This is a genomic window from Streptomyces sp. NBC_01306, assembly GCF_026340465.1.
Lineage (GTDB): Bacteria > Actinomycetota > Actinomycetes > Streptomycetales > Streptomycetaceae > Streptomyces.
In genome coordinates this window covers 327,291-348,957 of sequence record NZ_JAPEPC010000001.1, presented here as the reverse complement: position 1 = coordinate 348,957, position 21,667 = coordinate 327,291, and the positions used below count along the sequence as shown (strand labels likewise).

At 69.6% G+C, this 21,667-nt stretch carries 17 protein-coding genes and 1 tRNA gene; 9 read left to right on the top strand and 9 right to left on the bottom strand.

Annotation, left to right across the window (positions count from 1 at the left end):
• Positions 1 to 35: 35 nt before the first annotated feature.
• The 4 genes from OG385_RS01440 (at position 36) to OG385_RS01425 (ending at position 6,714) form a co-directional block, all read left to right on the top strand.
• Positions 36 to 1,709 (top strand): extracellular solute-binding protein, encoded by a 1,674-nt coding sequence (locus tag OG385_RS01440; RefSeq protein ID WP_323183622.1) that lies wholly within the window; start codon positions 36 to 38, stop codon positions 1,707 to 1,709.
• Positions 1,706 to 3,166 (top strand): M1 family metallopeptidase, encoded by a 1,461-nt coding sequence (locus OG385_RS01435; protein WP_266851075.1) that lies wholly within the window; start codon positions 1,706 to 1,708, stop codon positions 3,164 to 3,166. The genes OG385_RS01440 and OG385_RS01435 overlap by 4 nt, the downstream gene beginning before the upstream one ends.
• Positions 3,163 to 5,385: a right-handed parallel beta-helix repeat-containing protein gene (locus tag OG385_RS01430; RefSeq protein ID WP_266851073.1), complete on the top strand. Its 2,223-nt coding sequence runs from the start codon at positions 3,163 to 3,165 to the stop codon at positions 5,383 to 5,385. The genes OG385_RS01435 and OG385_RS01430 overlap by 4 nt, the downstream gene beginning before the upstream one ends.
• 138 nt (positions 5,386 to 5,523) lie before the next feature.
• Complete coding sequence (locus tag OG385_RS01425) at positions 5,524 to 6,714, top strand: Gfo/Idh/MocA family protein (RefSeq protein ID WP_266851071.1); 1,191 nt, start codon at positions 5,524 to 5,526, stop codon at positions 6,712 to 6,714.
• 134 nt (positions 6,715 to 6,848) lie between these two features.
• Here OG385_RS01425 and OG385_RS01420 read toward each other — a convergent pair whose 3' ends face one another.
• Together OG385_RS01420 and OG385_RS01415 are read right to left on the bottom strand one after the other, a co-directional pair.
• Complete coding sequence (locus tag OG385_RS01420; protein ID WP_266851070.1) at positions 6,849 to 7,766, bottom strand: transketolase family protein; 918 nt, start codon at positions 7,764 to 7,766, stop codon at positions 6,849 to 6,851.
• Positions 7,767 to 7,792: 26 nt separating this feature from the next.
• On the bottom strand, positions 7,793 to 8,473 hold the full coding sequence (locus OG385_RS01415; protein WP_266851068.1) for a transketolase: 681 nt from the start codon (positions 8,471 to 8,473) through the stop codon (positions 7,793 to 7,795).
• A 136-nt stretch (positions 8,474 to 8,609) separates the two neighbouring features.
• Here OG385_RS01415 and OG385_RS01410 point away from each other — a divergent pair.
• Positions 8,610 to 8,683, top strand: a tRNA-Pro gene (locus OG385_RS01410).
• Between the two features lie 354 nt (positions 8,684 to 9,037).
• A complete protein-coding gene (locus OG385_RS01405; RefSeq protein WP_266851067.1) occupies positions 9,038 to 9,835 on the top strand; it encodes an SDR family oxidoreductase in 798 nt (265 codons plus the stop codon).
• A 206-nt stretch (positions 9,836 to 10,041) separates the two neighbouring features.
• Here OG385_RS01405 and OG385_RS01400 read toward each other — a convergent pair whose 3' ends face one another.
• Complete coding sequence (locus OG385_RS01400) at positions 10,042 to 10,350, bottom strand: hypothetical protein (protein WP_266851065.1); 309 nt, start codon at positions 10,348 to 10,350, stop codon at positions 10,042 to 10,044.
• 533 nt (positions 10,351 to 10,883) lie between these two features.
• Between OG385_RS01400 and OG385_RS01395 the strand changes: the two genes are divergently transcribed.
• Both OG385_RS01395 and OG385_RS01390 read left to right on the top strand, forming a co-directional pair.
• A complete protein-coding gene (locus tag OG385_RS01395; protein ID WP_266851063.1) occupies positions 10,884 to 11,423 on the top strand; it encodes a putative immunity protein in 540 nt (179 codons plus the stop codon).
• Positions 11,398 to 11,520: a hypothetical protein gene (locus OG385_RS01390; RefSeq protein ID WP_266851061.1), complete on the top strand. Its 123-nt coding sequence runs from the start codon at positions 11,398 to 11,400 to the stop codon at positions 11,518 to 11,520. The genes OG385_RS01395 and OG385_RS01390 overlap by 26 nt, the downstream gene beginning before the upstream one ends.
• A gap of 85 nt (positions 11,521 to 11,605) precedes the next feature.
• Here OG385_RS01390 and OG385_RS01385 read toward each other — a convergent pair whose 3' ends face one another.
• The gene (locus OG385_RS01385) at positions 11,606 to 12,049 is read right to left on the bottom strand and encodes a MarR family winged helix-turn-helix transcriptional regulator (protein ID WP_266851059.1); all 444 of its coding nucleotides are present in this window, start codon (positions 12,047 to 12,049) and stop codon (positions 11,606 to 11,608) included.
• A gap of 192 nt (positions 12,050 to 12,241) precedes the next feature.
• On the opposite strand from OG385_RS01385, the gene OG385_RS01380 reads away from it, so the two are divergent.
• The gene (locus OG385_RS01380) at positions 12,242 to 13,486 is read left to right on the top strand and encodes an MFS transporter (RefSeq protein ID WP_266851057.1); all 1,245 of its coding nucleotides are present in this window, start codon (positions 12,242 to 12,244) and stop codon (positions 13,484 to 13,486) included.
• A gap of 101 nt (positions 13,487 to 13,587) precedes the next feature.
• Here OG385_RS01380 and OG385_RS01375 read toward each other — a convergent pair whose 3' ends face one another.
• From OG385_RS01375 to OG385_RS01355, 5 genes are all read right to left on the bottom strand, one after another.
• On the bottom strand, positions 13,588 to 15,834 hold the full coding sequence (locus OG385_RS01375) for an amino acid adenylation domain-containing protein (RefSeq protein ID WP_266851055.1): 2,247 nt from the start codon (positions 15,832 to 15,834) through the stop codon (positions 13,588 to 13,590).
• Positions 15,835 to 15,905: 71 nt separating this feature from the next.
• Entirely contained in the window at positions 15,906 to 17,138 is a 1,233-nt protein-coding gene (efeB, locus tag OG385_RS01370; RefSeq protein WP_266851054.1) for an iron uptake transporter deferrochelatase/peroxidase subunit, read from the bottom strand.
• Positions 17,139 to 17,264: 126 nt separating this feature from the next.
• The gene (efeU, locus tag OG385_RS01365; RefSeq protein ID WP_266851052.1) at positions 17,265 to 19,409 is read right to left on the bottom strand and encodes an iron uptake transporter permease EfeU; all 2,145 of its coding nucleotides are present in this window, start codon (positions 19,407 to 19,409) and stop codon (positions 17,265 to 17,267) included.
• A gap of 73 nt (positions 19,410 to 19,482) precedes the next feature.
• On the bottom strand, positions 19,483 to 20,547 hold the full coding sequence (locus OG385_RS01360) for a phosphotriesterase (RefSeq protein WP_266851051.1): 1,065 nt from the start codon (positions 20,545 to 20,547) through the stop codon (positions 19,483 to 19,485).
• Positions 20,544 to 21,560, bottom strand: a complete 1,017-nt coding sequence (locus OG385_RS01355; protein WP_266851050.1) for a DMT family transporter — start codon at positions 21,558 to 21,560, stop codon at positions 20,544 to 20,546. The genes OG385_RS01360 and OG385_RS01355 overlap by 4 nt, the downstream gene beginning before the upstream one ends.
• Between the last annotated feature and the right edge of the window lie 107 nt (positions 21,561 to 21,667).

The window sequence follows — 21,667 nt, the reverse complement described above, 5'->3', positions numbered from 1 at the left end:
CCCGGCCTTCCCTCCCTTCTCTCAAGGAGATGTCCGTGCCGAGCTCCACCCCGATGAATCGCAGAACCCTCTTCCGCCTGGGAGCGGGCATAGGCCTCGGCCTCGCCGCGACCCCGCTGCTCGCCGCCTGCGGCGACGGCGGTACGGCCGCCAAGGCCGAGGCCAAGAGCGCCGACCTGCTGCCCACCACCACCGTGCGCAACATCGGCCTGAAGCCCGACCTGCCGGGGACGGCCGCGGGTGTGCCGCAGGCCTTCTACCGGTACCCGGCCACCACGCCGCGTGCCACCAAGGGACAGGTCCTCAAGGGCGCGAAGCCGATATCGGCGGCGATGGAGACCTTCTCGCCGCCCCCTCCGGCACGCGGCAACAACGCGGCCTGGCAGGCGATCGAGAAGCTGCTCGGCGGGAAGGTCGACGTCACCGCGGTCCCGACCGACGACTACTCGACCAAGTTCACCACGATGGTCGCCAGCGACACGCTGCCGGACATCTTCATGTACCCGGAGACCGGCGGCGTCGACAACAAGGCGGCGTTCTGCGCGGCCAAGTGCGCCGATCTGACGCCCTTCCTGGCCGGCGACAAGGTCAAGGACTACCCCAACCTCGCGGCGATCCCGCAGGCGGCCTGGGAGGGAGCCATCTTCGGCGGGAAGCTGTTCGGCATCCCGATCTCCCGGATGGGGACCGGCGGCGCGGGCTTCTACCGCCATGACCTCTTCGCCGAGGTCGGCGTCTCCAGCCTCGACGAGATCACCAGCCTCGACAAGTTCGTCGAGGTCTGCAAGGAGCTGACCCGCCCGAAGAAGGACCAGTACGCCATCATCGCCAGCGCCACCAACCTGCTCGCCATGTCGGCGGGGGCGCCCCTCTACTGGCGGATGGACCCGAAGACCGGCAAGTTCACGACGGACCTGGAGTCGGACGAGTTCCGCCTGGCGGTCGAGACGTCGCGCAAGCTGTACAAGGCGGGCTGCTACTACCCCGGCACGATCGGCATGTCGGGCGCGCAGAAGTCCCAGTACACCGACATGTTCAAGAACGGCAAGGGCGCCTATGTGTACGACGGGATGCCGTCGTACTACACCCCCAGCACCGGCTATGTGGCGGCGATGGCGGCCGTCAACAAGAAGTTCGACCCCCGGCCCATCACACCGTTCAGCGACAAGGCCATCGCCTGGATGGACAACGTCTCGCTCCAGAACACCCACATCAAGAAGGCGTCCACCGAGCGCGTCAAGCAGCTCCTCGCCCTCGCCGACTTCGCCGCGTCGCCGTTCGGCAGCGAGGAGTACACCCTCATCAACTACGGCGTGGAGGGCACCGACTTCACCCGTGACGCCAAGGGCAACCCGATCCTCACCAAGAAGGGCAGCCAGGACGCCACCGTCCCCTGGAAGATGCTCGCCTCCGCCGTACCGGCCGTGTTCAGCACGGACACCGAGAAGGGTGTGCGGTACGTCCACGAGGCGTACGCCAAGATGATCCCGATCATGGAGCAGGACCCGACCCTCAAGGTCTCGTCGCCCACCTGGGACTCCAAGGGCTACGGCAGCCTCTACACGCTCAAGCTGGACGGCCTCAAGGACATCGTCTCCGGCCGCAAGCCCATGTCGTACTACTCCGAGCTGACCAAGCAGTACCTGGCGCACGGCGCGGAGCAGGCCCGTCACGAGTTCGAAGAGGCAGTCCAGAAGGGGAAGAAGTGACCACCAGACGCACTGTCCTCCAGCTCGGCGGCGCGGCGGTGGCCGCCGCCGCGGCCGTACCCGTACTCGGCACACCCGCCCTGGCCCGCTCCTTCGATCCGAAGCCCGGCTCCAGCGGGGTCGGCGACCCGCTCTTCCCGACCCTCGGCAACGGCGGCTACGAGGTCACGCACTACGACCTGACCTTCGACTTCACCCCGGTGACCTACGACTTCACCGCCGCAGTGCGGATATCGGCGCGGGCCACCCAGGACCTGTCCGCCTTCAACCTGGACACCGACGGCCACACCATCGACGCGGTCACCGTCGACGGCCACGCCGCCCGCTGGGAGCTGTCGGCAGGCAGCAGCGGCCAGGAGCTGACGCTCACCCCGGCCCGTCCGCTGCACGACGGCCGGCCCTTCACCGTCGAGATCCGCTACCACGGCAACGGCAAGGACAAGCGGCTCGGCCTGGGCGGCTGGGTGTTCGGCAGCGAGGGCGGCTTCGCGTCCGCGGTGCAGTCCTCCCGCGCCGACACCTTCCTGCCCTGCAACGACACCCCGTCCGACAAGGCCACCTGGGCCTTCCACATCAGCGCCCCGAAGGGCTATGTGGCTGCCGCCAACGGCGAGTTGCTGCACCGGACCCCGCGCGCCGACGGCTCGGCGGTCTGGCACTTCGCGCTCCGCGAGCGGATGCCCACCGAACTGCTCGGCATCGCGGTCGTCAAGGGCACCTATCTGTACGGCAGCAGCCACACCGGTCTGCCGCTGCGCCATATCGTGCCGCAGGGCCACGAGGACACCTACGCGCCGATCGTCGCGCGCACCGTCGACCATCTGGCCTGGTTGGAGGCGAAGTTCGGGCGGTTCCCGTTCTCCACGTACGGGCTCCACATCTACGACGGCTACACCGACGCGCTGGAGAACCAGACCCTCACTCTGATGGGCACCAACTGGTTCAAGCTCAACGCCGACGGCAACCCGACGTACGAGAACACCATGGTCCACGAGATGACCCACCAGTGGTTCGGCGACTCCGTCACCCCGCACGACTGGCAGCAGGCCTGGCTCAACGAAGGGCCCGCCACCTACTACGCGGCCGTGTACAGCGAGGAGCGCGGCTGGTCGGTCGTCGCGGACAAGATGAAGGCCACCTACGGGACGCTGGACGCGGTCCGCGCCAAGGACGGCCCGCCGGGACTGCCCAAGGCGCTCGGCGGCGCCAACATCTACGACGGCGGCGCGCTCGTGCTGTACGCGCTCAACCAGCAGGTCGGACAGCGTACGTTCGACCGGATCATGCGCGAGTGGGTCCGGCGGTTCAAGGACTCGACGTACACCAGCGAGCAGTTCATCCGGCACACCGTCGACGTCACGGGCGACCGCACCCTGGACCGTTTTCTGCGCGACTGGCTGTTCGGCGCCACCAACCCGCCGATGCCGGGCCACCCCGACTGGAAGGCCGCCGCATGAACCGCCGCACCACGCACCGCTCAGCCATCCACCGCCCGGCCGCCCGCCGCATCGGCACCGCGCTCGCCGCCGTCGCGGCGCTGCTGGCCACCGCGCCGCTCGCGCAGGCCGCCCGGCCCTCGCACACCGACACCCTGTACGCGGCCCCGCACGGCGCAGGAGCGTCCTGCACCCACAGCCGCCCCTGCTCCCTGGACGGCGCCCGCGACAAGGCCCGCACCCTGCACGGCGATGACGTCACCGTGCAGCTCGCCGGGGGTACGTACACCCGCACCGCGGCCCTGAAGCTCACCGCTGCCGACTCCGGCACCACCTGGACCGCGGCGCCCGGCGCCCGCCCCGTCCTCTCCGGCGGCCGTACGGTCACCGGCTGGACCAGGACGTCCGGCGGGGCCTGGACCGCCCGGGTGCCCGACGGCGTCACACCCCGGCAGCTCTTCGTCAACGGCGTCCGGGCCACTCCCGCCCGCGGCGGAGCCTGCGCCGCCAGTGTCTGCGACGCCACCAAGACCGGTATGACCGGCGCGAAGGCGACCGGGATCGCCGACTGGAAGCGGCCCACCGACGCCGAGGCCGTCATCAAGGTCCGCTGGCGCAACTACCACTGCCGGATCGCCGGGGTCAGCGGCGACACCATGACCTTCGCCCAGCCCTGCTGGACCAACTCGGCCAGCGGCACCGACCGCACCGGCCCCGCCTGGGACTCCACGACCGTGGACTCCACTCGCTACACGGGTGTCGCGTTCTTCGAGAACGCACCCGAACTCCTCGACCAGCCCGGCGAGTTCGTCCATGACTCGGCCACGCACACCATCACGTACCTGCCGCGCAAGGGCGAGAACATGCGGCACACCACCGCCGTCACGCCCGTCACGGAGCAGCTGGTGACGGTCGACGGTGCGCACGACGTCGCCATCCGGGGGATCGGCTTCGCCTACGCCGCCTACCACCAGCCGGACACCGACGAGGGCTACGCCGGGATGCAGGCCGGCCTCACCCTCACCGGCGCCACCGGTCCCGTCGACCACTCCGGCCGCTACTACACCAAGCCGTCGGCCGCGCTCACCGTGCACGGCGGCCGCCATGTCACCGTCGACGGGGCGTCGTTCACCCACCTCGGCGGGGCCGGTGCGATCCTCGAAGCCGGTACGAAGGACTCCGGGATCACCCACTCCGACTTCACCGACCTGTCGTCGGGCGCCGCGTACATCGGCGACACCGACCCCAACCCCGTGCCCGAACTGGCTGGTGAGCGCAACACGTTCGCCTACAACACGGTCACCCGCGCCGCCGTCGAGTACACCGACGCGGCCGCGGTCTGGGCGGGCTACGAAGCCGGACTCGTGATCGACCACAACAGCCTCGACCAGCTGCCCTACTCCGGTATCTCGGTCGGCTGGGGCTGGAACCAGCCGGAGGCGCAGAAGTCGGTGCTGCGCGACAACCGGATCACCGACAACCGCATCACCAACGTCATGCAGGTCAAGGACGCCCAGCACGACGGCGGCGCGATCTACACCCAGGGCGCCCAGCCCGGCACGGTGGTCTCCGGCAACTACATCAACCGCTCCGCGTACGGCAACACCGAGCGCGACGGCAACGGCATCTACCTCGACGAGCAGTCCTCGTACATCACCGTCGAGAACAACGTCCTGACCCGGCTCGGCTACAAGTGGGTCTCCAACTGGGCCGACTACGGCATCCAGAACACCGCACGCGGCAACTGGACCGACACCGACGCGCCCCCCATCGCGGGGACCGGCTCGACCATGACGGACAACCACACCCGCCTGGAACAGCTCCCGGCGGCGGCGCTGAAGATCGCCTCGGCGGCCGGCGCGCACCGCGGCTCCGTCGAGCAGCTCAGCCCCGACCTGGCCCGCACCGGCACCGCCACCCAGTCGTCCACCGACGGGGCCGCCGCCGTACTGGCCATCGACGGGGACACCTCGACGGACACCCGGACGCTCTCCGAGCAGGGCGCCTGGTGGCAGGTGGATCTGGGCTCAGTGCGGCACGTCGGCCGGATCGAGATCTGGAACGACGCCTCGACCACGACGGCCGGCTTCGACGTCCGGGCGGACAAGAAGACCGTCCACGTCGGCGGCAAGGCGCTGCGGCCCACGGTGCTGGACCTGAACACCGACACGCGGTACGTGAAGATCCAGCTCACCGGCACCGGACGGGTCGGGCTCGCCCAGGTCGCCGTCCACCCGTAGGGCCTGTGCAGCTGCTCGTAGCGGCAGCTTGCGGGCGGCCCCTTCCGGGGGGCCGCCCGCACCCGCACCACCCGCATCACGCACGCCACCTGCATCACCCACACCATCCGCATCACCCGCACCAGTGAAGGAAGCCCCATGTCCGACCTCCGTATCGGCGTCCTCGGCTACGGCCTGCGCGGCAGCATCGCCCGCACCGCCCACCGCCCCGGAGCCGGCTCGCGCGTCACCGCACTCGCCGACCCCGACCCGGCCGCCCGTACGGAGGCGGCCACGGCCTTCCCCGGCGCACTCATCACCTCCGCCCACCGCACGGTCCTCGACGACCCGGACATCGACGCGGTCCTGGTCGTCACCCCCGACCACACCCACGCCGAGCTGGCCTGCGAAGCGCTGCGTGCGGGCAAACCGGTCTTCGTGGAGAAGCCCCTCGACATCACGGTCGAGCGGTGCGACGAGATCCTGCGCACCGCGTACGAGACCGGCACCCGTCTCTACATCGGCCACAACATGCGCCATATGCCGGTCGTCCGGCTGATGCGCGACCTCATCGCCGCCGGCACGATCGGCGAGGTCAAGACCGTCTGGGTCCGGCACTTCGTCGGCTACGGCGGCGACTGGTACTTCAAGGACTGGCACGCCGAACGGAAGTACACCACCGGACTGCTGCTCCAGAAGGCCGCACACGACATCGACGTACTGCACTGGCTGGCAGGCGGTTACGCACGCGACGTCCAGGCCATGGGCGACCTGATGGTCTACGGCGACAACCCGCACCGCCGCGAGCCCGGTGAGCCCAAGGCCGCCGACTGGTACACCAAGGACGGACACTGGCCGCCGCACACCCAGCGCGCCCTCAACCCCGTCATCGACATCGAGGACGTCTCCCTCCTGAACATGCGCCTGGACAACGGTGTGCTGGCCGCCTACCAGCAGTGCCACTTCACCCCCGACTACTGGCGCAACTACACCGTCATCGGCGACGCGGGCCGCCTGGAGAACTTCGGCGACGGGCCGGGCAACCAGGTGAAGGTCTGGAACACCCGCCGCTCCGTGTACCGCGAGGACGCCGACGAGATCCACGCCGTCCCGGACGCGCAGGACGAGGCGGGCCACGGCGGCGCCGACCCGTTGCTCATGGACGAGTTCCTGCGGTTCGTACGCGAGGGCGGCCGCACCGACACCTCACCGGTCGCCGCCCGGATGGCGGTGGCCGCCGGGGTGCGGGCCACGGACTCGCTCCGGGACGGCGGCACCCCGCGCCGGGTGCCCCCGCTCGACCCGGCGCTCGCCGACTACTTCGAGCGTGGCCAGCAGCGCAGGGGGTGACCGGGGGTGCGGGGCCGTCGCTCGCGGGCTCCGACCCCTTGACGCGCGGCCCGGCGCTCGCGGCCCGGAGTCCGCGGCCCGGAGTCCGTGGCCTGGCGTTAGCGGCCCGGCGTCCGCGTCCCGGCTTGCGGGGCTCAGACCTGCGGCCGGGACGTCCCGGCCAGGAATCCGGTGATGCTCCGGTGCAGCGAGGCGGCGTCCAGGCCGTGCGCTGCGACATGCTCCTCGATCTGCCCGTACCGCCGCAGCTCCTTCCTGCCGACCCCGAGGCCCAGCACCCGGTGCGGCCGGTCGGCCAGGGCGTCGTTCGCCGCGGCCGTCGAGGTGCCGGCCAGATACGGCTCGACCAGCACCACATCGGCCCGGTCGGGGGCGTCGGTGGCCCAGCGGAGGGCCGCGCCGTCGAAGGGCCGTACGGTCGTCGCGTACAGCACGGTGACATCCATGCCCTCCGTCGCCTCCAGGACGGCGTCCAGGAGCGGCCCGACCGCCACCACCACCCCGCCGTGGCCCTCCCGCACGGTGTGGAACCCGCCTCCGGTGACCGGCCGCGGCCGCTGATTGGCCTGCACCGACAGCCGTACGTACACCCGGTCGTCCCCGCGCACGGCCCGGCGCAGCAGGGCCTCCGCCTCGTCGGGATGGCCGGGTACGTGCACGGTCCAGCCGTCGAGCGTGTCGAGGAGCGCCACATCGCCGGGCGACATGTGGGTGAAACCGCCGGCCGGCCAGTCGTACGACCCTCCGGCGCTGACCAGCACGGCCCCCACACCCTGGTGCCCGAGGTCCAGCTTGACCTGCTCGAAGGGGCGCTCGACCAGGAAGCTGGCGAAGGTGTGCACCACGGGGCGCATCCCGGTCAGTGCCATCCCGGCGGCGGCACCGATCAGCAGCTGCTCCCGGATCCCCACATTGACCACCCGGCCGGGGTGGGCGCGTGCCGCGTCGGCGAATCCGTCGCGGGTGATCTCGGCCAGTACGACGGCGAGCCGCGGGTCCTCGTCCAGCAGCCGCGACGTGGTGGCGGCGAAGCGCTCACGCATGTTGTCCATGACAAATCCCTCTCGGCTGGTCCGGCTCAGGCGTTCTTGGGCTCGACCCGGGCGACCACGGCGTGCGGCCGGCCCGGATGCGGTGCGGTGAAGGCGGCGTACAACTGCTCGTGGTCCCGCCCGTCGACGGTCTCGACCGACCACCCGCCCGCTTCGAAACGGGCCGCGATCCCACCGGGGGCGCCGTAGCTGGCGGAGGCGTTGTCGATCACCACGGTGTGCAGCTGCTCAAGGCCGGCGGGCCCGGCATAGGCGACGGCCTCGTGCACCGAGCCCTCGTCCAGCTCGGCGTCGCCGATCAGCACCCACACCCGCGGCGCGGTGAGCCGCTGCGCCCGCAGCCCGAGCACCGTGCCCACGCCGAGCGGCAGCCCGTGCCCGAGCGACCCGCTGCCGATCTCGGCACCGGGCACCAGCAGCCGGTCGGGGTGGTGGCCGAGCGGGGAGTCGTACGAGCCGAAGCCCGTCAGCAGCTCAGCGGGGAAGAACCCCTTCGCCGCCAGGACCGCGTAGTACGCCATGGGCCCGTGCCCCTTGGACAGGAGGAAGCGGTCCCGCCCCGGGTCCGAGACGGTCTGCGGCGTGACCCGCAGCACCCGGTCGTACAGCACCCAGAGCGCGTCCAGGGTCGAGGTCGCGGCAGGTCCGTGCTTCTCGTCGCCCGTCATGAGGGCCATCAGCCTGTTCAGGTCTGTGTCCGTTTCCATACAGCGGACGATCCAACATCAAGCGCACTTGAGGTCAAGCGCAACGGCCGGGGAAACGCGTTCGTGACCACCGGCTGAAGTGCGGTATCGTTTCGGTGCGCGTTCGGCCGGGGAAGCCCCGGGCCGGATCGGGCACCGGGACGTGGCGCAGCTTGGTAGCGCACTTGACTGGGGGTCAAGGGGTCGCAGGTTCAAATCCTGTCGTCCCGACTCGTGAGAGTCGTAGGTGAGGGCCGGTTTCGGAGCAATCCGAAACCGGCCTTCGGCCATTTTCTGGGACAAATTGGGGACCGGTCTCCTTGACCGGCGTCACCGGATCATGACGATGGGGCTCGGCAGCGAGCGCGGTGCGCGGAGACGCTGAGGCGAGAGCGCTGAGGTGTACGGAGAGCGTTGCGCCGGCGGCCGTGATTTGTGTATGTCCGGGTGTGGAGTCGGGTGTTGGAACTGCCTGAATACCTGTCTGACCTGTGTCTTGCGTGCCTTGTGGTGGAGGAGTGTGAGCGTGGCACGGCCCGGGAAAATCGGGTGCCATGTGACGGGCGGCCCGCCAGGATGAGGATCATGACTGGTGAGAGCCGCGTGGGGAGCCGACAGGACGAGGGAGAGGCGGGGCGCCCGCTTGCCTTGGTCACGGGGGCGGGACGTTCGGCGGGGATCGCGGCGTCCGTGACGCTGAATCTGGCCCGGGCCGGCTGGGACGTGGCGTTCACGTACTGGACTCCGTATGACGCGCGCATGCAGTGGGGCATCGAGCGGGGTGCGCCCGAAGAGCTGCGGAAGAAGGTGGCGTCCCATGGGGCGCGAACGCTTGCGGCCGAGGCGGACCTGAGCGACCCGGCCGTGCCGGCTCAGCTCTTCGACAGCGTCGAGCGTGAGCTGGGCAACGTCACCGCGCTGGTGCTCTGCCATTGCGAGTCGGTCGACTCCGGCTTGCTGGACACCACGGTGGAGAGCTTCGACCTGCACTTCGCGGTCAATGCACGGGCAACCTGGCTGCTGCTCCGGGAGTACGGGCTGCGGTTTCGCGGACAGCATGGCAGCGGGCGCATCGTCAGCCTGACCAGCGACCACACCGCAGGCAACCTCCCGTACGGGGCAAGCAAGGGGGCGATGGACCGGATCACGTTGGCCGCCGCCCGTGAGCTCGCCCACCTGGGAGTGACCTGCAACGCGATCAATCCCGGACCGACCGACACCGGGTGGATGACTGAGGACCAGAAGGCGGACCTGATCCGCTTCACGCCCCTGGGACGCCTCGGTGTGCCGCAGGACTGCGCGAATCTCGTCTCGTTTCTCTGCTCGGCAGAGGGCGGATGGATCAACGGTCAGCTCCTCCAGAGCAACGGCGGCCTCGGGTAGTCGAGGTGGGCAAGTCGGTCATGCACCATGCTCGGTGTGTGCGTGCTGGTAGTTCCGGCTATCAGAACCTGCGCAATGGCCTGCGGTCGTAGCGGGAAGTTGTCAGTGTCGGTGACAGCCGCGAATGCTTCGCCAGGTCGGGCCTGCGCTGGTGCTGTGCGAGTGAAGGGGGCCGCCTCGATCAAGGCCCGGGCGGACCATGGTCGTCACCCCTTGGAGGCGACCTCCCGGATCAGCGGCTCGAACTCCCGCCGCACGTAGGCGTCGAACGGCTCCGTCAGCGCGCCGTCGATCACCCGCCGCACCTGGTGCTCCGCCGCGAACTCCTTGATCGCTGCACGGGAGTCCGGCTCCACACCCCCGCCAATGATCAGCATCCCGAACTCCTCGGTCTCCAACAGCTTCCGGGCCTCCTCGTCGGTGCTCACTCCCTCCGCGTCGAAACCGTCCGCACGCAGCGTGGCCAGCACCTCCGTCACCCTGGCGGGCGTCCTTCCCAACACCAGCGTCCTCATGGCCGTTCCTCTCAGGTACGTCGACATCGGCGCACCCGAACCTAGAAGGTCAACCCGACTTGAGGTCAACCCCGACTCCCGTCCCACCCCGGCAGCCATATGATCCGCCGGACAGGACCTAGCCGAGTCAGGGACTGGCACGGTGGCTTCCGCTCCGTTTCCAGCACCGACCCCGCTCAGAAGTGCTCGTCGCGTACCGGTCTGCGACAGGTCTCCGAAGGCGCGCCGCAAGCGCGCGCAAGGCGCCGGTGCCGAACGTCGTCGGGGGTGAGCACGGCCTCGACGGGAGCGGCTGCCTTTTCGTGAGTGGCAACCCGAGTTGCCGGCCTCCGGGCCCGTGATCGCTTGTGTGGGGCGTCGTCTCACGACTTCTCACGAGCGCTGTTGAGCAAGGTCAGCCGAGCAGTTCTGCCGGCTTCTCCGCACCCGTTCGGTGAATTGACCGTGGCTGTCCTCGCGTTGGCGTTCCGGTCCGGGGCTTGGCCTCAGCTCGGGGTCGAGTCGTGCCAGTGTGGTGGACGAGGATGCACCTCGTGGCCAACGAAAGCAGCGAGATCGTTCTGAGCAAGCAGGACCTGCGTGGGGTCGCCCATTATGCGGCGGAGAGCGCGCAGGAGGTCTTGGAACTCTTTGAGAGAGCACACCCGGCCGACTCGCGACCTCGCGACGCGATCGACGCCGCGTGGACGTTCGCCAGAGGTGGTGAACGCGGGAAGTCACTGCGCGACAGTGGGTGGGCGGCGCACAAGGCGGCCCGAGATGCAGGCACCGCGGTCGCGGGCAATGCAGCGCGAGCAGCGATGTGCGCGGCCTCCGCCGCGTATTTGCATCCGCTGGCCGACGCTCACCAGGTCAAGCACATTCTGGGGGCAGCGGCCCACGCAGCGAGAGCGGCCGAACTCATGGCGGGCGATGACCGAGATGTCGGGGCTGATCATATTGAGCAAGCTCTCCGGCGCGCGACACCAGTCGTCGTTGACGTGCTCAACCGCTATCCCGCAGCACCTTCTGGCGGAGGGCGCGTCGGCGAACTGCTCCGCGATCTGGATGCGGCCCTCCGCAGCCGTTCCTGAAGGCCTTGCGGTGCTGCCCGGCGAGTACACCGAGGACCGCCACGGGGACTCCCACGTCATCGTCTTCGCCGACCTCCAGGGCAAGATCAGGGCGTAGACACCGGGCGCTGCTCCGCCGTGCTCTCTGCCAACTGTTGGCGCAGCAGCCCGGCCCGCTCGCCCCTGGGCCCCGGGTATCTGGCTCAGGCCGGGTCTTCCAGGGCTTTGATGAGGAGATGGGACAGCCGGCGGAACTCCTCGGTGTTGGCCCTGTCGAACTTCTCCAGTGCCGGAGCCAGTCGGGCCTCAATCTGGATGAAGGTCTCATCCATCACCTTGTGTCCCTTGGCGGTGAGATGGTTGTCCACCACCCGGCCCCGGGCCGGGGAGCGCTCCACCAGTCCCTCCTCCTGCAGGGTCCGGACGAGACGGCTGACGGCCTGCGGCGTGTGGACCGCGGCGCGCGCGAGCTCTGAAGCGGAGGCGCCGGGTGTCCGCTTCAGCTCCCGCAGCACCGTCCACTGCCCGAGGGTGAGCCCCAGAGGGTGGATGACCTGCTCGATCCGGTCGGCGAAGTGTTGCCGAATGATCCTGGACAGTGCACCGATTTCGATCCCCTGAGGTAGCGGGTCGCCCGAGTTCTTCATGTTTGACACTGTACTTGTCGGGTTCTATATTGAATCAAAGTTCAATATGGAATCCTGATTCCATGCCGGTTGGCTGATCGCTTGAGCGATCGAGGTGTCCGTTTCAGGCCCGGGCCGCAGGTCCTGGGCCGGCCGATCCGTGGAGTCGACTCGGCTTCCGTCCCACCCCACGTCCGTATCCGGAGACAGACCATGCCCGTGCCCGCAGCCGCCCGTGCCACACCGGAGTCAAACGCGCGACAGATAGCCCTGCCCGGCTGGCTGGTCGCACTCCTGGCCACTTCCTGCGGGCTGACCGCGGCCAACCTCTACTACGCCCAGCCGCTCCTGGAGACGCTGCGCCGGACCTTCCAGCTCCAGGACTCGACCGCCGGCCTGCTGATCACCCTGACCCAGCTCGGCTACGCCGCCGGGATGGTGTTCCTGGTCCCCCTCGGCGACCGCATCGAGAACTCCCGTCTGGTCTCCGTCCTGCTCACCGTCACGGCCCTGGCCATGGCCGCCGGCGGCCTCGCCCCCACCTTCACCGTCCTGCTCATCGCCGCGCTCGTCGCGGGCGCCACCTCCGTCGTCGCGCAGGTCCTCGTCCCCTACGCCGCCGACCTCGCACCCGATCACCTGCGCGGCGCCGTGGTGGGCAAGGTCATGAGCGGACTGCTCGCCGGAATCCTGCTCTCCCGCACCGTCGGCAGCCTGCTCGCGGACGTCGCGGGCTGGCGCACGGTCTACCTGGTCTCCGCCGCCCTGATGGCGATCCTGGCCCTTGTCCTGCGCCGCGCGCTGCCCCACCGGGCCCCCACCAGCACCGATTCCTACACCGCGCTGCTGCGTTCCACGGCCCGCCTGATCCGCGTGCACCCGCAGCTGCGCCGCCGGTCCTCCTACCACGCCTGCATGTTCGCCGCCTTCAGCGCGTTCTGGACGACCATCTCCTACGTCCTGACCACTGCGCCGTACAACTACTCCCAGCTCCAGGTCGGCCTGTTCGCTCTCGTCGGCGCCGCCGGCGCGCTCGTAGCCCCTCTCGCGGGCCGCCTCGCCGACCGAGGGCTCGCCCACCGGCTCACCCCCGTGACCTGCCTGCTCGCCTCCGCCGCCCTCATCTGGGCCGGTCTTGCCGCCCACCAGATCCTCGTCCTCGCCGCCGCCGCAGTCCTCCTGGACTGTGCCGTGCAGTGCTCCCTGATCTTCGGACAGCACACCATCTACCAACTCGACGCGGACGCCCGCGCCCGGATCACCAGCGTCTACATCGCCACCTTCTTCATCGGCGGCGCCACCGGCTCCCAACTCGGCACCCTTGCCTACCACTTGGGTAACTGGCATGCGGTCACCCTCACCGCGGCGGCCTTCCCCGTCATCGCCGCGCTCGCCTGGACCACCGACCGCACCCACACCAGGAGGAAGCGCCGGGCAGCAGGCGCCACACGCAGGTGAAGCGGCCCGCTGGAGCCCACCGTCGCCCCGCAGGGGAGATGCGGGGCGACGGTTGTGGATGCCCCCGATCAGTGCGTGCGATCAGTGCGTGCACCGCACCGTCAGCGACCTGCGTTCAGCCATTCCGCCGTCAGCTCGCCCACCAGGGTGAGCATCTCGGGCTGGGTCATTTCCTCATGGCTGCACGGCAGGCTCTCCTCCCGCACTTCTCCCGTCACGTAGGGCGCCCACGCTTCCGCCGGCTTCGAACCGTCGACCTTGCCCGCAGCCGCCACGATGAGCAGCACGTCACCCTCGTACGCACGGGGAATATGAGTGCGCAGAATGGCCGAGCTGTTCTCCAGGACCCGCAGGTTGAAGGCCTTCTCCTCGTCCCGGAGGATGAACTGCTCCCACTCGGCGGGCAGGACGCCGTCCTGCGCGTTGAGGGCAAGCGCGTCCAGGCCGAACAGCGCCGGAATCCGTTCAGCCGGACAGGAGTCCATGATCACGACGGCCCCCACCGCATCGCCCGCCTCCTGCAGCTGGAATGCCATCTCCTGAGCCACTGCACCGCCCAGCGAATAGCCCAGCAGCTGATACGGGCCGGTCGGCTGGACGGTACGGATCTGCTGCACATAGTCAGCGGCCATCTCCCTTATCGACCGCGGCAGTTCCTCCGTACCGGTGAGGCCCTGGGCCTGCACTCCGTACAGCGGGTAGTCCACGGGTATCGATGCCGCCGGCGGCGAGAAGCCCCAACTCACGCCGGTCGCGGGGTGGATGCAGAAAACGGGCCTGCGGCTGCCGCGTGTCCGAATCGGCAGGATCCTTGCCAGCGCTTCCTCGCGCCGGGCGGGGCGCGGCCCTTCCGTGAGCGAATCGTTGAGGCCGGCAACGGTGGGCGTTCCGAACGACGCCCGCAAGGGCACATCGAAGCCCAGCCTCGTCCGCACCTGACCGGTCAAACGCGTTGCCAGCAGAGAATGCCCGCCCAGCTCGAAGAAATTGTCGTCCACTCCGACCGTGGGCAGACCGAGTACGTCCGCGAAAATCTCGCACAGGATCACCTCCCGCATATTCGAAGGACCCCGGCCGGCCGGATCGGTGGAGTGCTTCGGGGCCGGGAGAGCCTTGCGGTCGAGCTTCCCGTGCACCGTCAACGGCAGAACATCCAGCGGCACGATCGCTGACGGCACCATGTGTTCCGGCAACTCACCTGCCAGCTGCGTACGGAGAGCCGCGATGTCGACCCGGGCGTCCGCGGCAGGAACCAGATAGGCGACGAGGCGTTTGTCACCGGGCCGGTCCTCCCGGACCAGTACCGCGGCCTGGCCGACACCGGGGTGGGACCGCAGCGCCGTTTCGATCTCGCCCAGCTCGATACGGAACCCGCGGAGCTTCACCTGATCATCCGCACGCCCCATGAATTCCAGCTCGCCCCCGGAGTTCCACCGCACGAGATCACCCGTGCGATACATCCGCTCACCAGGGCCCCCGAACGGACTCGCCACAAACCGCTCCGCGGTCAGACCGGGGCGGCCGAGATAGCCGCGGGCGAGTTGGGCACCGGCGAGGTGCAGCTCCCCGGTCACCCCGGCCGGCACCGGCCGCAGTCCCGCATCCAGTACATAGGTGCGGGTGTTCCACACCGGGCGGCCCATGGGCACGACATCGCCGGTGTCCCTGCCCGGTTCGCAGGTGAACGCCGTCACCTCGATGGAGGCCTCGGTCGGTCCGTACAGGTTGTGCAGCGGGATCGGCAGTACCGCGTGGAACCGGTCACGCAACACGGCGGGCAGCGCCTCACCACTGCAGACCACCGTCCGCAGGGACGTGCAGTCCCGGGCGGTACGTTCGGCGATGAACATCTGCAGCATGGACGGTACGAAATGAGCAACCGTGACGCGCTCCCGCTGCACCAGTCCGGCGAGATACTCCGGATCCCGATGGCCACCCGGCCGTGCGACCACCACTGTCGCGCCTTCGGTCAGTGGCCAGAAGAATTCCCACACCGAGATGTCGAACCCGAACGGTGTCTTCTGCACCACCCGGTCCTCCGGCCTGAGCCGGTACACCTCACCCATCCATGCCAGCCGGTTCACCACACCCTTGTGCGGCACGACCACGCCCTTGGGCCGGCCTGTCGACCCCGACGTGTAGATGACATACGCCGGATGGGACGACGCCAACGCCCTCGGCCGGTCGGAATCCGAGAGGTCGTGCCCGTCCAGTGTCTCCAGCACGGCGGCGGTGGTGGGATCGTCCACGATCAACTGCCGTACTTCCTCAGGCAGTACACCCCTTGTGGCGGCGGCTGTGATGACCAGGGCGGGTGCCGCGTCGTCGCGCGCAGGATCGAGGCGCACTTCGGGGCATCATCCGACGGACCGGCAACGTCAGTACTTCCCAGGACGGACGCCGACGCCGAGCGGTTCCGTCAGGTGAGCAGCCGGCGCGCGTACCAGTCCCGGGAGTTGAGCACTCCGGGCAGGGCGAAGAAGTAGCCGCCGCCGAAGGGCTGGACGTAGTCGACGAGGGGTTCGTCGATCAGACGCTGCTGGACCTGTTCGAACTGGCGGTGCAGGTCCTGCTGGTAACACGCGAAGATGTGCCCGCACTGCAAGTTGCCGTTCTCGTCCATTCCCAGGTCGTAGTTGTACGAACGGCGCAGGAGACGCTGGCTCTTCGTGGCGTGGGTGCGCGGGTTCGCCAGCCGGATGTGGGAGTCGAGCGGAATGACTTGGCCGTGGGGGTCCTTGGCGTAGTCGGGGACGTCGGTCTCCGCGTTGCCGTCCAGCGGGGCGCCGCTGTCCCGGCGGCGGCCGAACATCATCTCCTGCTCGTTGATCGAGACCCGGTCCCAGAACTCCACGAGCATCCGGATCAGCCGGACGACCTGGTAGGTGCCGCCGTGTGCCCAGGCGGGCTCGGCCGGGTCGTCCACCCACACCAGATCCTCTGCGGTCCCGTTGGTGGGGTTGGCGGTGCCGTCCTTGAAACCGAGCAGGTTGCGAGGGGTGCCGGAGGGGCGCGGCGGCGATCCGTACCCTTCCATCTTCCAGCGCAGCTGCATACCGCCCCGGGTGTGCTTGGTGAGGTCGCGGATCGCGTGGTGGAGGGTGTCCGGGTGGTTCGCGCAGAGCTGGAGCAGCAGATCGCCGTGGCTCCAGCGGGCCTCGGGCGCATCGTTGGGGAAGGTCCGCATCGGGGTCAGGCGGAGCGGCTTGGCATGGGACAGGCCGTACCGGTCGTCGAAGAGGCTGGACCCGACGGCGAGGGTGAGGGTCAGACCGTCGGCGGGGACATCGGGCCCCAGTACGTCGCTGTCCGAAGGAGGCTGGCTGACGCCCAGGTCCGGTGGGGTTCCGCCGGTGGTGAGGAAGCGGGCCCGCTCGGTGAGGGTGTGCATCAGCTCGACCAGATCCGAGCGCTTCGCCGCTGTCGCGTCGAACGCGGCGAAGGCCGAGAAGCGCTGCTGGTGCGGGGGGCCCGGGGTGAGGATGCCCGACTGGTGGGCGCCGTGGAAGGGGAAGGACGACGCCTCGTGGGAGCTGTTGCCACCGCTGTTCGCGTCGGCGTGGGCACCAGCGGCGAGAAGTCCGCCCGTCAGGGCGGTGCCGGCGGCTCCGGCGGCGCCGCCCTGTATGAACGTGCGTCGGCTGACGCCCATGGCAGGTCTCCTTGATCGGTCGTGACGGCGGAGCGGATAGAGGCGGACAGAGATGGGGGACGCCCGGTGGATTTCGGTCCGGTGTCGTCCGGCGCGGACGCGCACATCGAACGGCGGACGCGCGCATCAGCGGGAGATGGGCACCTCAAGGAGGTCGGGGACCGAGGCGAGGGTCTCCAGCACGCTGCCGATACGGGCATCGACCTGCTGGCGCTCGGCCAGCGGAACGTCCGGGAAAGGCTGCCAGCCGCCGTGCGTGCGGGTCGCCCGCAGCGCCGATTCCAGCGAGTCGAGCTGTGCGGCGGCGGTCGGCAGAAGCTTGGGCGAACGGGGCTTGACGAGCGGTGCCAGCTCGTCCAGGACCACCCGCGTCCCCTTGATGTCGGCCTCGGTCTCCGCGTACATGTCGCCGGAGCCCTGGTCGGCCGCGCCGGTCAGACGGTCCCGCAGGGCGTCCTCAAGGATCTCGTGGGAGCGCAGGGGGAGGTCGGTCGGGTCGACGGTGACCTGGGGAAGTTTCTTGCGCAGAGTCGCTACGTCTATCTTCAGCCGGTCGGCGACGGGCAGGAGTTCGCCGGTACCGGCCTTGTGCCACAAGCCGTATTCCAGGCGGTGCAGGCCGGTGAAGTCCTTGTCGTGGACGCCTCCGGGCAGACCTTGCGGCAGTCCGTCGATGGCGTCTCCGAGGTCCCCGAAGCTCCCGTAGGCTGCGCCGACCTCGTCCCAGGTGAGCTGGGCGGGCAGCCAGTCCTTGCGCGCGGTGTCCAGGTGGTGGTGGGCGATGTCGGTGCGGACCGTCGCGACCTGTCCGGCGAGGGTGGTCAGCTTGGGCGCGACATAGGCGCGGTACTGAACCGTCGCAGGCTTGAGGTCGGCGAGCGACACCCGCTTGACAGCGACCGGGGCCTTGCCTCCGGAGCCCGATCCGGCCCCTATGCTCACGGTCTGTGAACTCGTGGTCCCATGGCCCGACATCAGACATTTGAAGGTGTACTGACCGGCGCCGAGTGTGGCGCTCATCGTGCCGGTGGTGGCAGGACCCAGCGTCTCGATCTCGGCGACGATGGCCCCCGAGGCGTTGTCCAGGTTGATCTCGCCTGCCCGCCCGGACCGGTTGACCACCTGGAAGGTCTGCGCGCCGCTGTGCGCGCTGGACCACCCGGTCGCGCAGCCCGACGACGACACGGTGACCCGGGTGCCGGCCGCTGTGCTGCCGCCCGAGGGCAGCAACACCACGGCGCCCGCCGCCAGGAGAGCGGGCACCACCACGATCACGGTGCCGACCGCCCAGGGGTTGCGGCGGCTCAGGAAGCCGGCGCGGTCCTGCGGGGCGGAGGGGCCGTCCGCGGGGACGGTCTGTGCCTGCGGGGCCGGAGCACCCGCCGGAGCCGGCTGCCCCGCAGCCGCAGGAGAGGAGTTCGTCGCCGGGGCGGAGCCGGCGGTGGCGGGCGAACGCGCGGCCCTGACGAACAGCGTGACGGCGACACCCAGGTACACGGCCCACGCGACGACCTGGAGCACGGTCATCCGCGTGGTGAGCTCGGTCACCCCGGTGATGAGAGTGACCCACCACGAGCTGGTGGGGATGGTCCCGCTGACGTCGAACGCCAGCCAGGTGCGGCCGGGGAGCAGGCCGGCGTTCTGCAGCTCGCCGAGTCCGTACGCCAGCACGCCTGCGGTGATCACGAGCAGCGCGAGGGCCGTACGGGAGAAGAACACACCCAGGTTGATGCGGATCGCCCGGCGGAACAGCAGCCAGCACACCAGGCAGGCGAGCGCCAGCCCGAGACCGGCTCCGACGAGCGGGGACACTGTCTCGCCCGAGGCCCGGGCAGCCGTCCACAGGAACAGAGTGGTCTCCAGGCCCTCCCTGCCCACGGCGAGGAAGGCCGTGGCGGCGAGTGCGCCCGCCCCCACCTGCGAGGCAGCCGCCACCTTGGAGCGCAGCTCGCCCGACAGGCTCGCGGCGGTCTTCCGCATCCAGAAGACCATCCAGGTCACCAGGAACACCGCCAGGACACTGAGCAGGCCGCCCACCATCTCCTGGCCGCGGCTGGAGAGCACATCGGTGGAGAACGTCAGCACCGTCGCGAAGCTCGCCGCGACGGCCACCGCCCCGACCACACCCAGCCACACGGGCGCGGTGGACGCACGGCGGCCCTCGCCCGCGGTACGGCGCAGCGCGGCCAGCAGGATGCTGACCACCAGTCCCGCCTCAAGTCCCTCGCGCAACCCGATCAGCAGGTTGGGGAACGCGTCAGCCCAAGTCATACAAGTAAGGTAAGCCATGCCTCAGGGCTGGTGATCCCGGCCCCCCACGTGCGGACGTGATCGAGCAACTGGGTCAGGCGAACAGTCCGGTGAGCATACGAGCGGGGTTCTGCCGGGTGAGGGTGTCGACCAGAGCGCGGTCGATTCCCCGTGCCACGAGCATTTCAGCGAAGACGGTGGGCACATAGATGAAGCCGTTGCCGCCGTGCTGGGTCCACATCTGCTTGAGGAAGAGATCGTGGCTGAGCAGGAGTCGCCCGGCGTGGCCGTCGTCGATGTGGCTGGCGACTGCGTCCGCGGTGGCGGTGGACGCGGGCGACTCGCCCTCCTTGGGGAACGTGACGTCCATACCGATCATGTCGAATTCGAGCCATACGCCGCGATCCGCCACCGAGCGCTGGTAGTCGACGTCGGCACCGGACGGATCCATGTGTGCGAGGACGACCCTCGCCGGTTCGACACCGATCTCGCCGAGCACGACGTCGAGCACCTCGTGTGCCCGCCGTTGCCAGCCGGGCAGGTGGATCATCAACGGGACGGACGGGTGGTCGAGCTGGGCGAGAGCTGCCGCGCGAAGCGACCCGTGCTCGGCCGCGGTGAACTCGGGGGACACTCCGATCTCGCCGATGACGCCCGGCCGGATGCCGGAATCCCCGACACCGTTGGTGAGCTCGTCCCCGATCGCGGCCGCCTGCTTGTCGACCGTGCCGGCCGGGATCCGCGCGGCCTCGAACTTCTCCAGGTAGGCGCCGCAGCCCATGATGATGTTGAGGCCGCTGCGCCGCGCGAGGCCGAGGAGGCGTTGCGGGTCGCGTCCGATGGCGGAGCTGGAGGTCACGTCGACGATCGTGCGCCCGCCGACGGCCTGGAAGGCAGCCACCTCACGGAGCACGTCCTCGACCGGCTTGGCGGCGATGTTGTCGGAGCAGCAGTAGGGGTCGTGCCGCAGGGCCCACGCGGACGAGGCGCTGACCTGTTCGTCCTTGATCGCGGCGGAGAACGGGTAGCTCGGTTCGTCCAGCACGCCCGAGAGGTTGTTGAACAGGTGTTCATGAGGCAGTACGAGGCCCAGTCCGGCCGCGGGTACGGCTCCGGTCACCGTCTGCACGTACGGCTGCTCGCCCGTGCCCCCGGTCATGATGTCCCCGCCGAGGTCACGGAGCGGCGCGAGGGGATCATTCCGATACCTGCCGCGACCAGGGCGATCACGGTGCCTATGACCGTCACGGCGTGCAGGGGCTGGCCGACGGACGGGCTGATCACATCGAGGATCAGCGAACCGACCAACTGGCCCGCGATCGAGGCGAGTCCGAGCAGGAGCAGGCCGAGACCCCGCACGAGCAGTGCCATGAAGGCGATGGAGAGCAGGCCGAGCACACCGCCCGTGTACATCCACCAGGTGCCGGGGAGCGTGAAGCTCACCGAGCCGGTGGAGGCGCGCACCAGCAGGCCGATCCCGAGGACGACGAATCCGACGAGGAAGTTGAGGCCGATGGAGACCAGCATGGATCCGCTGCCCTGAGCCACGGCCGAGTTCCCGGCGGGCTGCCAGCCGGCGAGCAGCCCGGCGGCGAACGGCAGGACCGCGAGCGCGATGGTTCCGGGCACCTGGAAGTTCGGCGAGATCGCCACGGCCGTCGCGACGATGGCCAGCAGGGCGCCCAGACCGCGGGGGAGCGTGATCGGCTGCTTGATCGTGGACGTCGCCCCGACGCGGTCGCAGACCACGCCCGAGATGACGAGCCCGGAGATCAGCGCGATCTGGAAGACGGCGACGCCGAGGGTGCCCACGGTGATGCCCTCGGAGAGCACGACGGCGGCGCCGCACAGGCCGGCGACACAGTTCCACCAGGGAATGGTGCCGTCGCGGAGCAGGCGGGGAAGGTTCAGCGCCTGCCGGCGGGTGGCCGGGCGGGCGAACACGATGACCGCCATGAGGAGCAGGCCGGTCCCGAAGGAGATGACGGCTGCGGCGTTTCCGTCGTTGATGTTCTTGCCCAGAGCGCCGTTGACGGTGGACTGCAGCGGGCTGAGCAGCCCGGCCAGCACGGTGGCCAGGACCAGCACTGCCGTGGTGGTGCGGCGGGCGGTCCGCGCGGGTGCTGCGGGCACGGTGCCCGGTTCGGGTCCTGCGGTGTTGAGGCTTGTCATCGTGTATTCGCTCTCCTTTGAGCCAGTATGTCCGAGGGGACCGATGCAATCTCTGGGCGTGTGAGCTGTTTCATAACGGCGGCGATCGCCGTTGCGGCCTTGTCGGC

Bases quoted from the DNA above. Each gene is read 5' to 3' on its own strand.
- OG385_RS01430 (WP_266851073.1), top strand. From the start codon at position 3,163: ATGAACCGCCGCACCACGCACCGCTCAGCCATCCACCGCCCGGCCGCC.
- OG385_RS01425 (WP_266851071.1), top strand. From the start codon at position 5,524: ATGTCCGACCTCCGTATCGGCGTCCTCGGCTACGGCCTGCGCGGCAGC.
- OG385_RS01420 (WP_266851070.1), bottom strand. From the start codon at position 7,766: ATGGACAACATGCGTGAGCGCTTCGCCGCCACCACGTCGCGGCTGCTG.
- OG385_RS01415 (WP_266851068.1), bottom strand. From the start codon at position 8,473: ATGGAAACGGACACAGACCTGAACAGGCTGATGGCCCTCATGACGGGC.
- OG385_RS01405 (WP_266851067.1), top strand. From the start codon at position 9,038: ATGACTGGTGAGAGCCGCGTGGGGAGCCGACAGGACGAGGGAGAGGCG.
- OG385_RS01400 (WP_266851065.1), bottom strand. From the start codon at position 10,350: ATGAGGACGCTGGTGTTGGGAAGGACGCCCGCCAGGGTGACGGAGGTG.
- OG385_RS01390 (WP_266851061.1), top strand. From the start codon at position 11,398: ATGCGGCCCTCCGCAGCCGTTCCTGAAGGCCTTGCGGTGCTGCCCGGC.
- OG385_RS01385 (WP_266851059.1), bottom strand. From the start codon at position 12,049: ATGAAGAACTCGGGCGACCCGCTACCTCAGGGGATCGAAATCGGTGCA.
- OG385_RS01380 (WP_266851057.1), top strand. From the start codon at position 12,242: ATGCCCGTGCCCGCAGCCGCCCGTGCCACACCGGAGTCAAACGCGCGA.
- efeB (WP_266851054.1), bottom strand. From the start codon at position 17,138: ATGGGCGTCAGCCGACGCACGTTCATACAGGGCGGCGCCGCCGGAGCC.
- efeU (WP_266851052.1), bottom strand. From the start codon at position 19,409: ATGACTTGGGCTGACGCGTTCCCCAACCTGCTGATCGGGTTGCGCGAG.
- OG385_RS01360 (WP_266851051.1), bottom strand. From the start codon at position 20,547: ATGACCGGGGGCACGGGCGAGCAGCCGTACGTGCAGACGGTGACCGGA.
- OG385_RS01355 (WP_266851050.1), bottom strand. From the start codon at position 21,560: ATGACAAGCCTCAACACCGCAGGACCCGAACCGGGCACCGTGCCCGCA.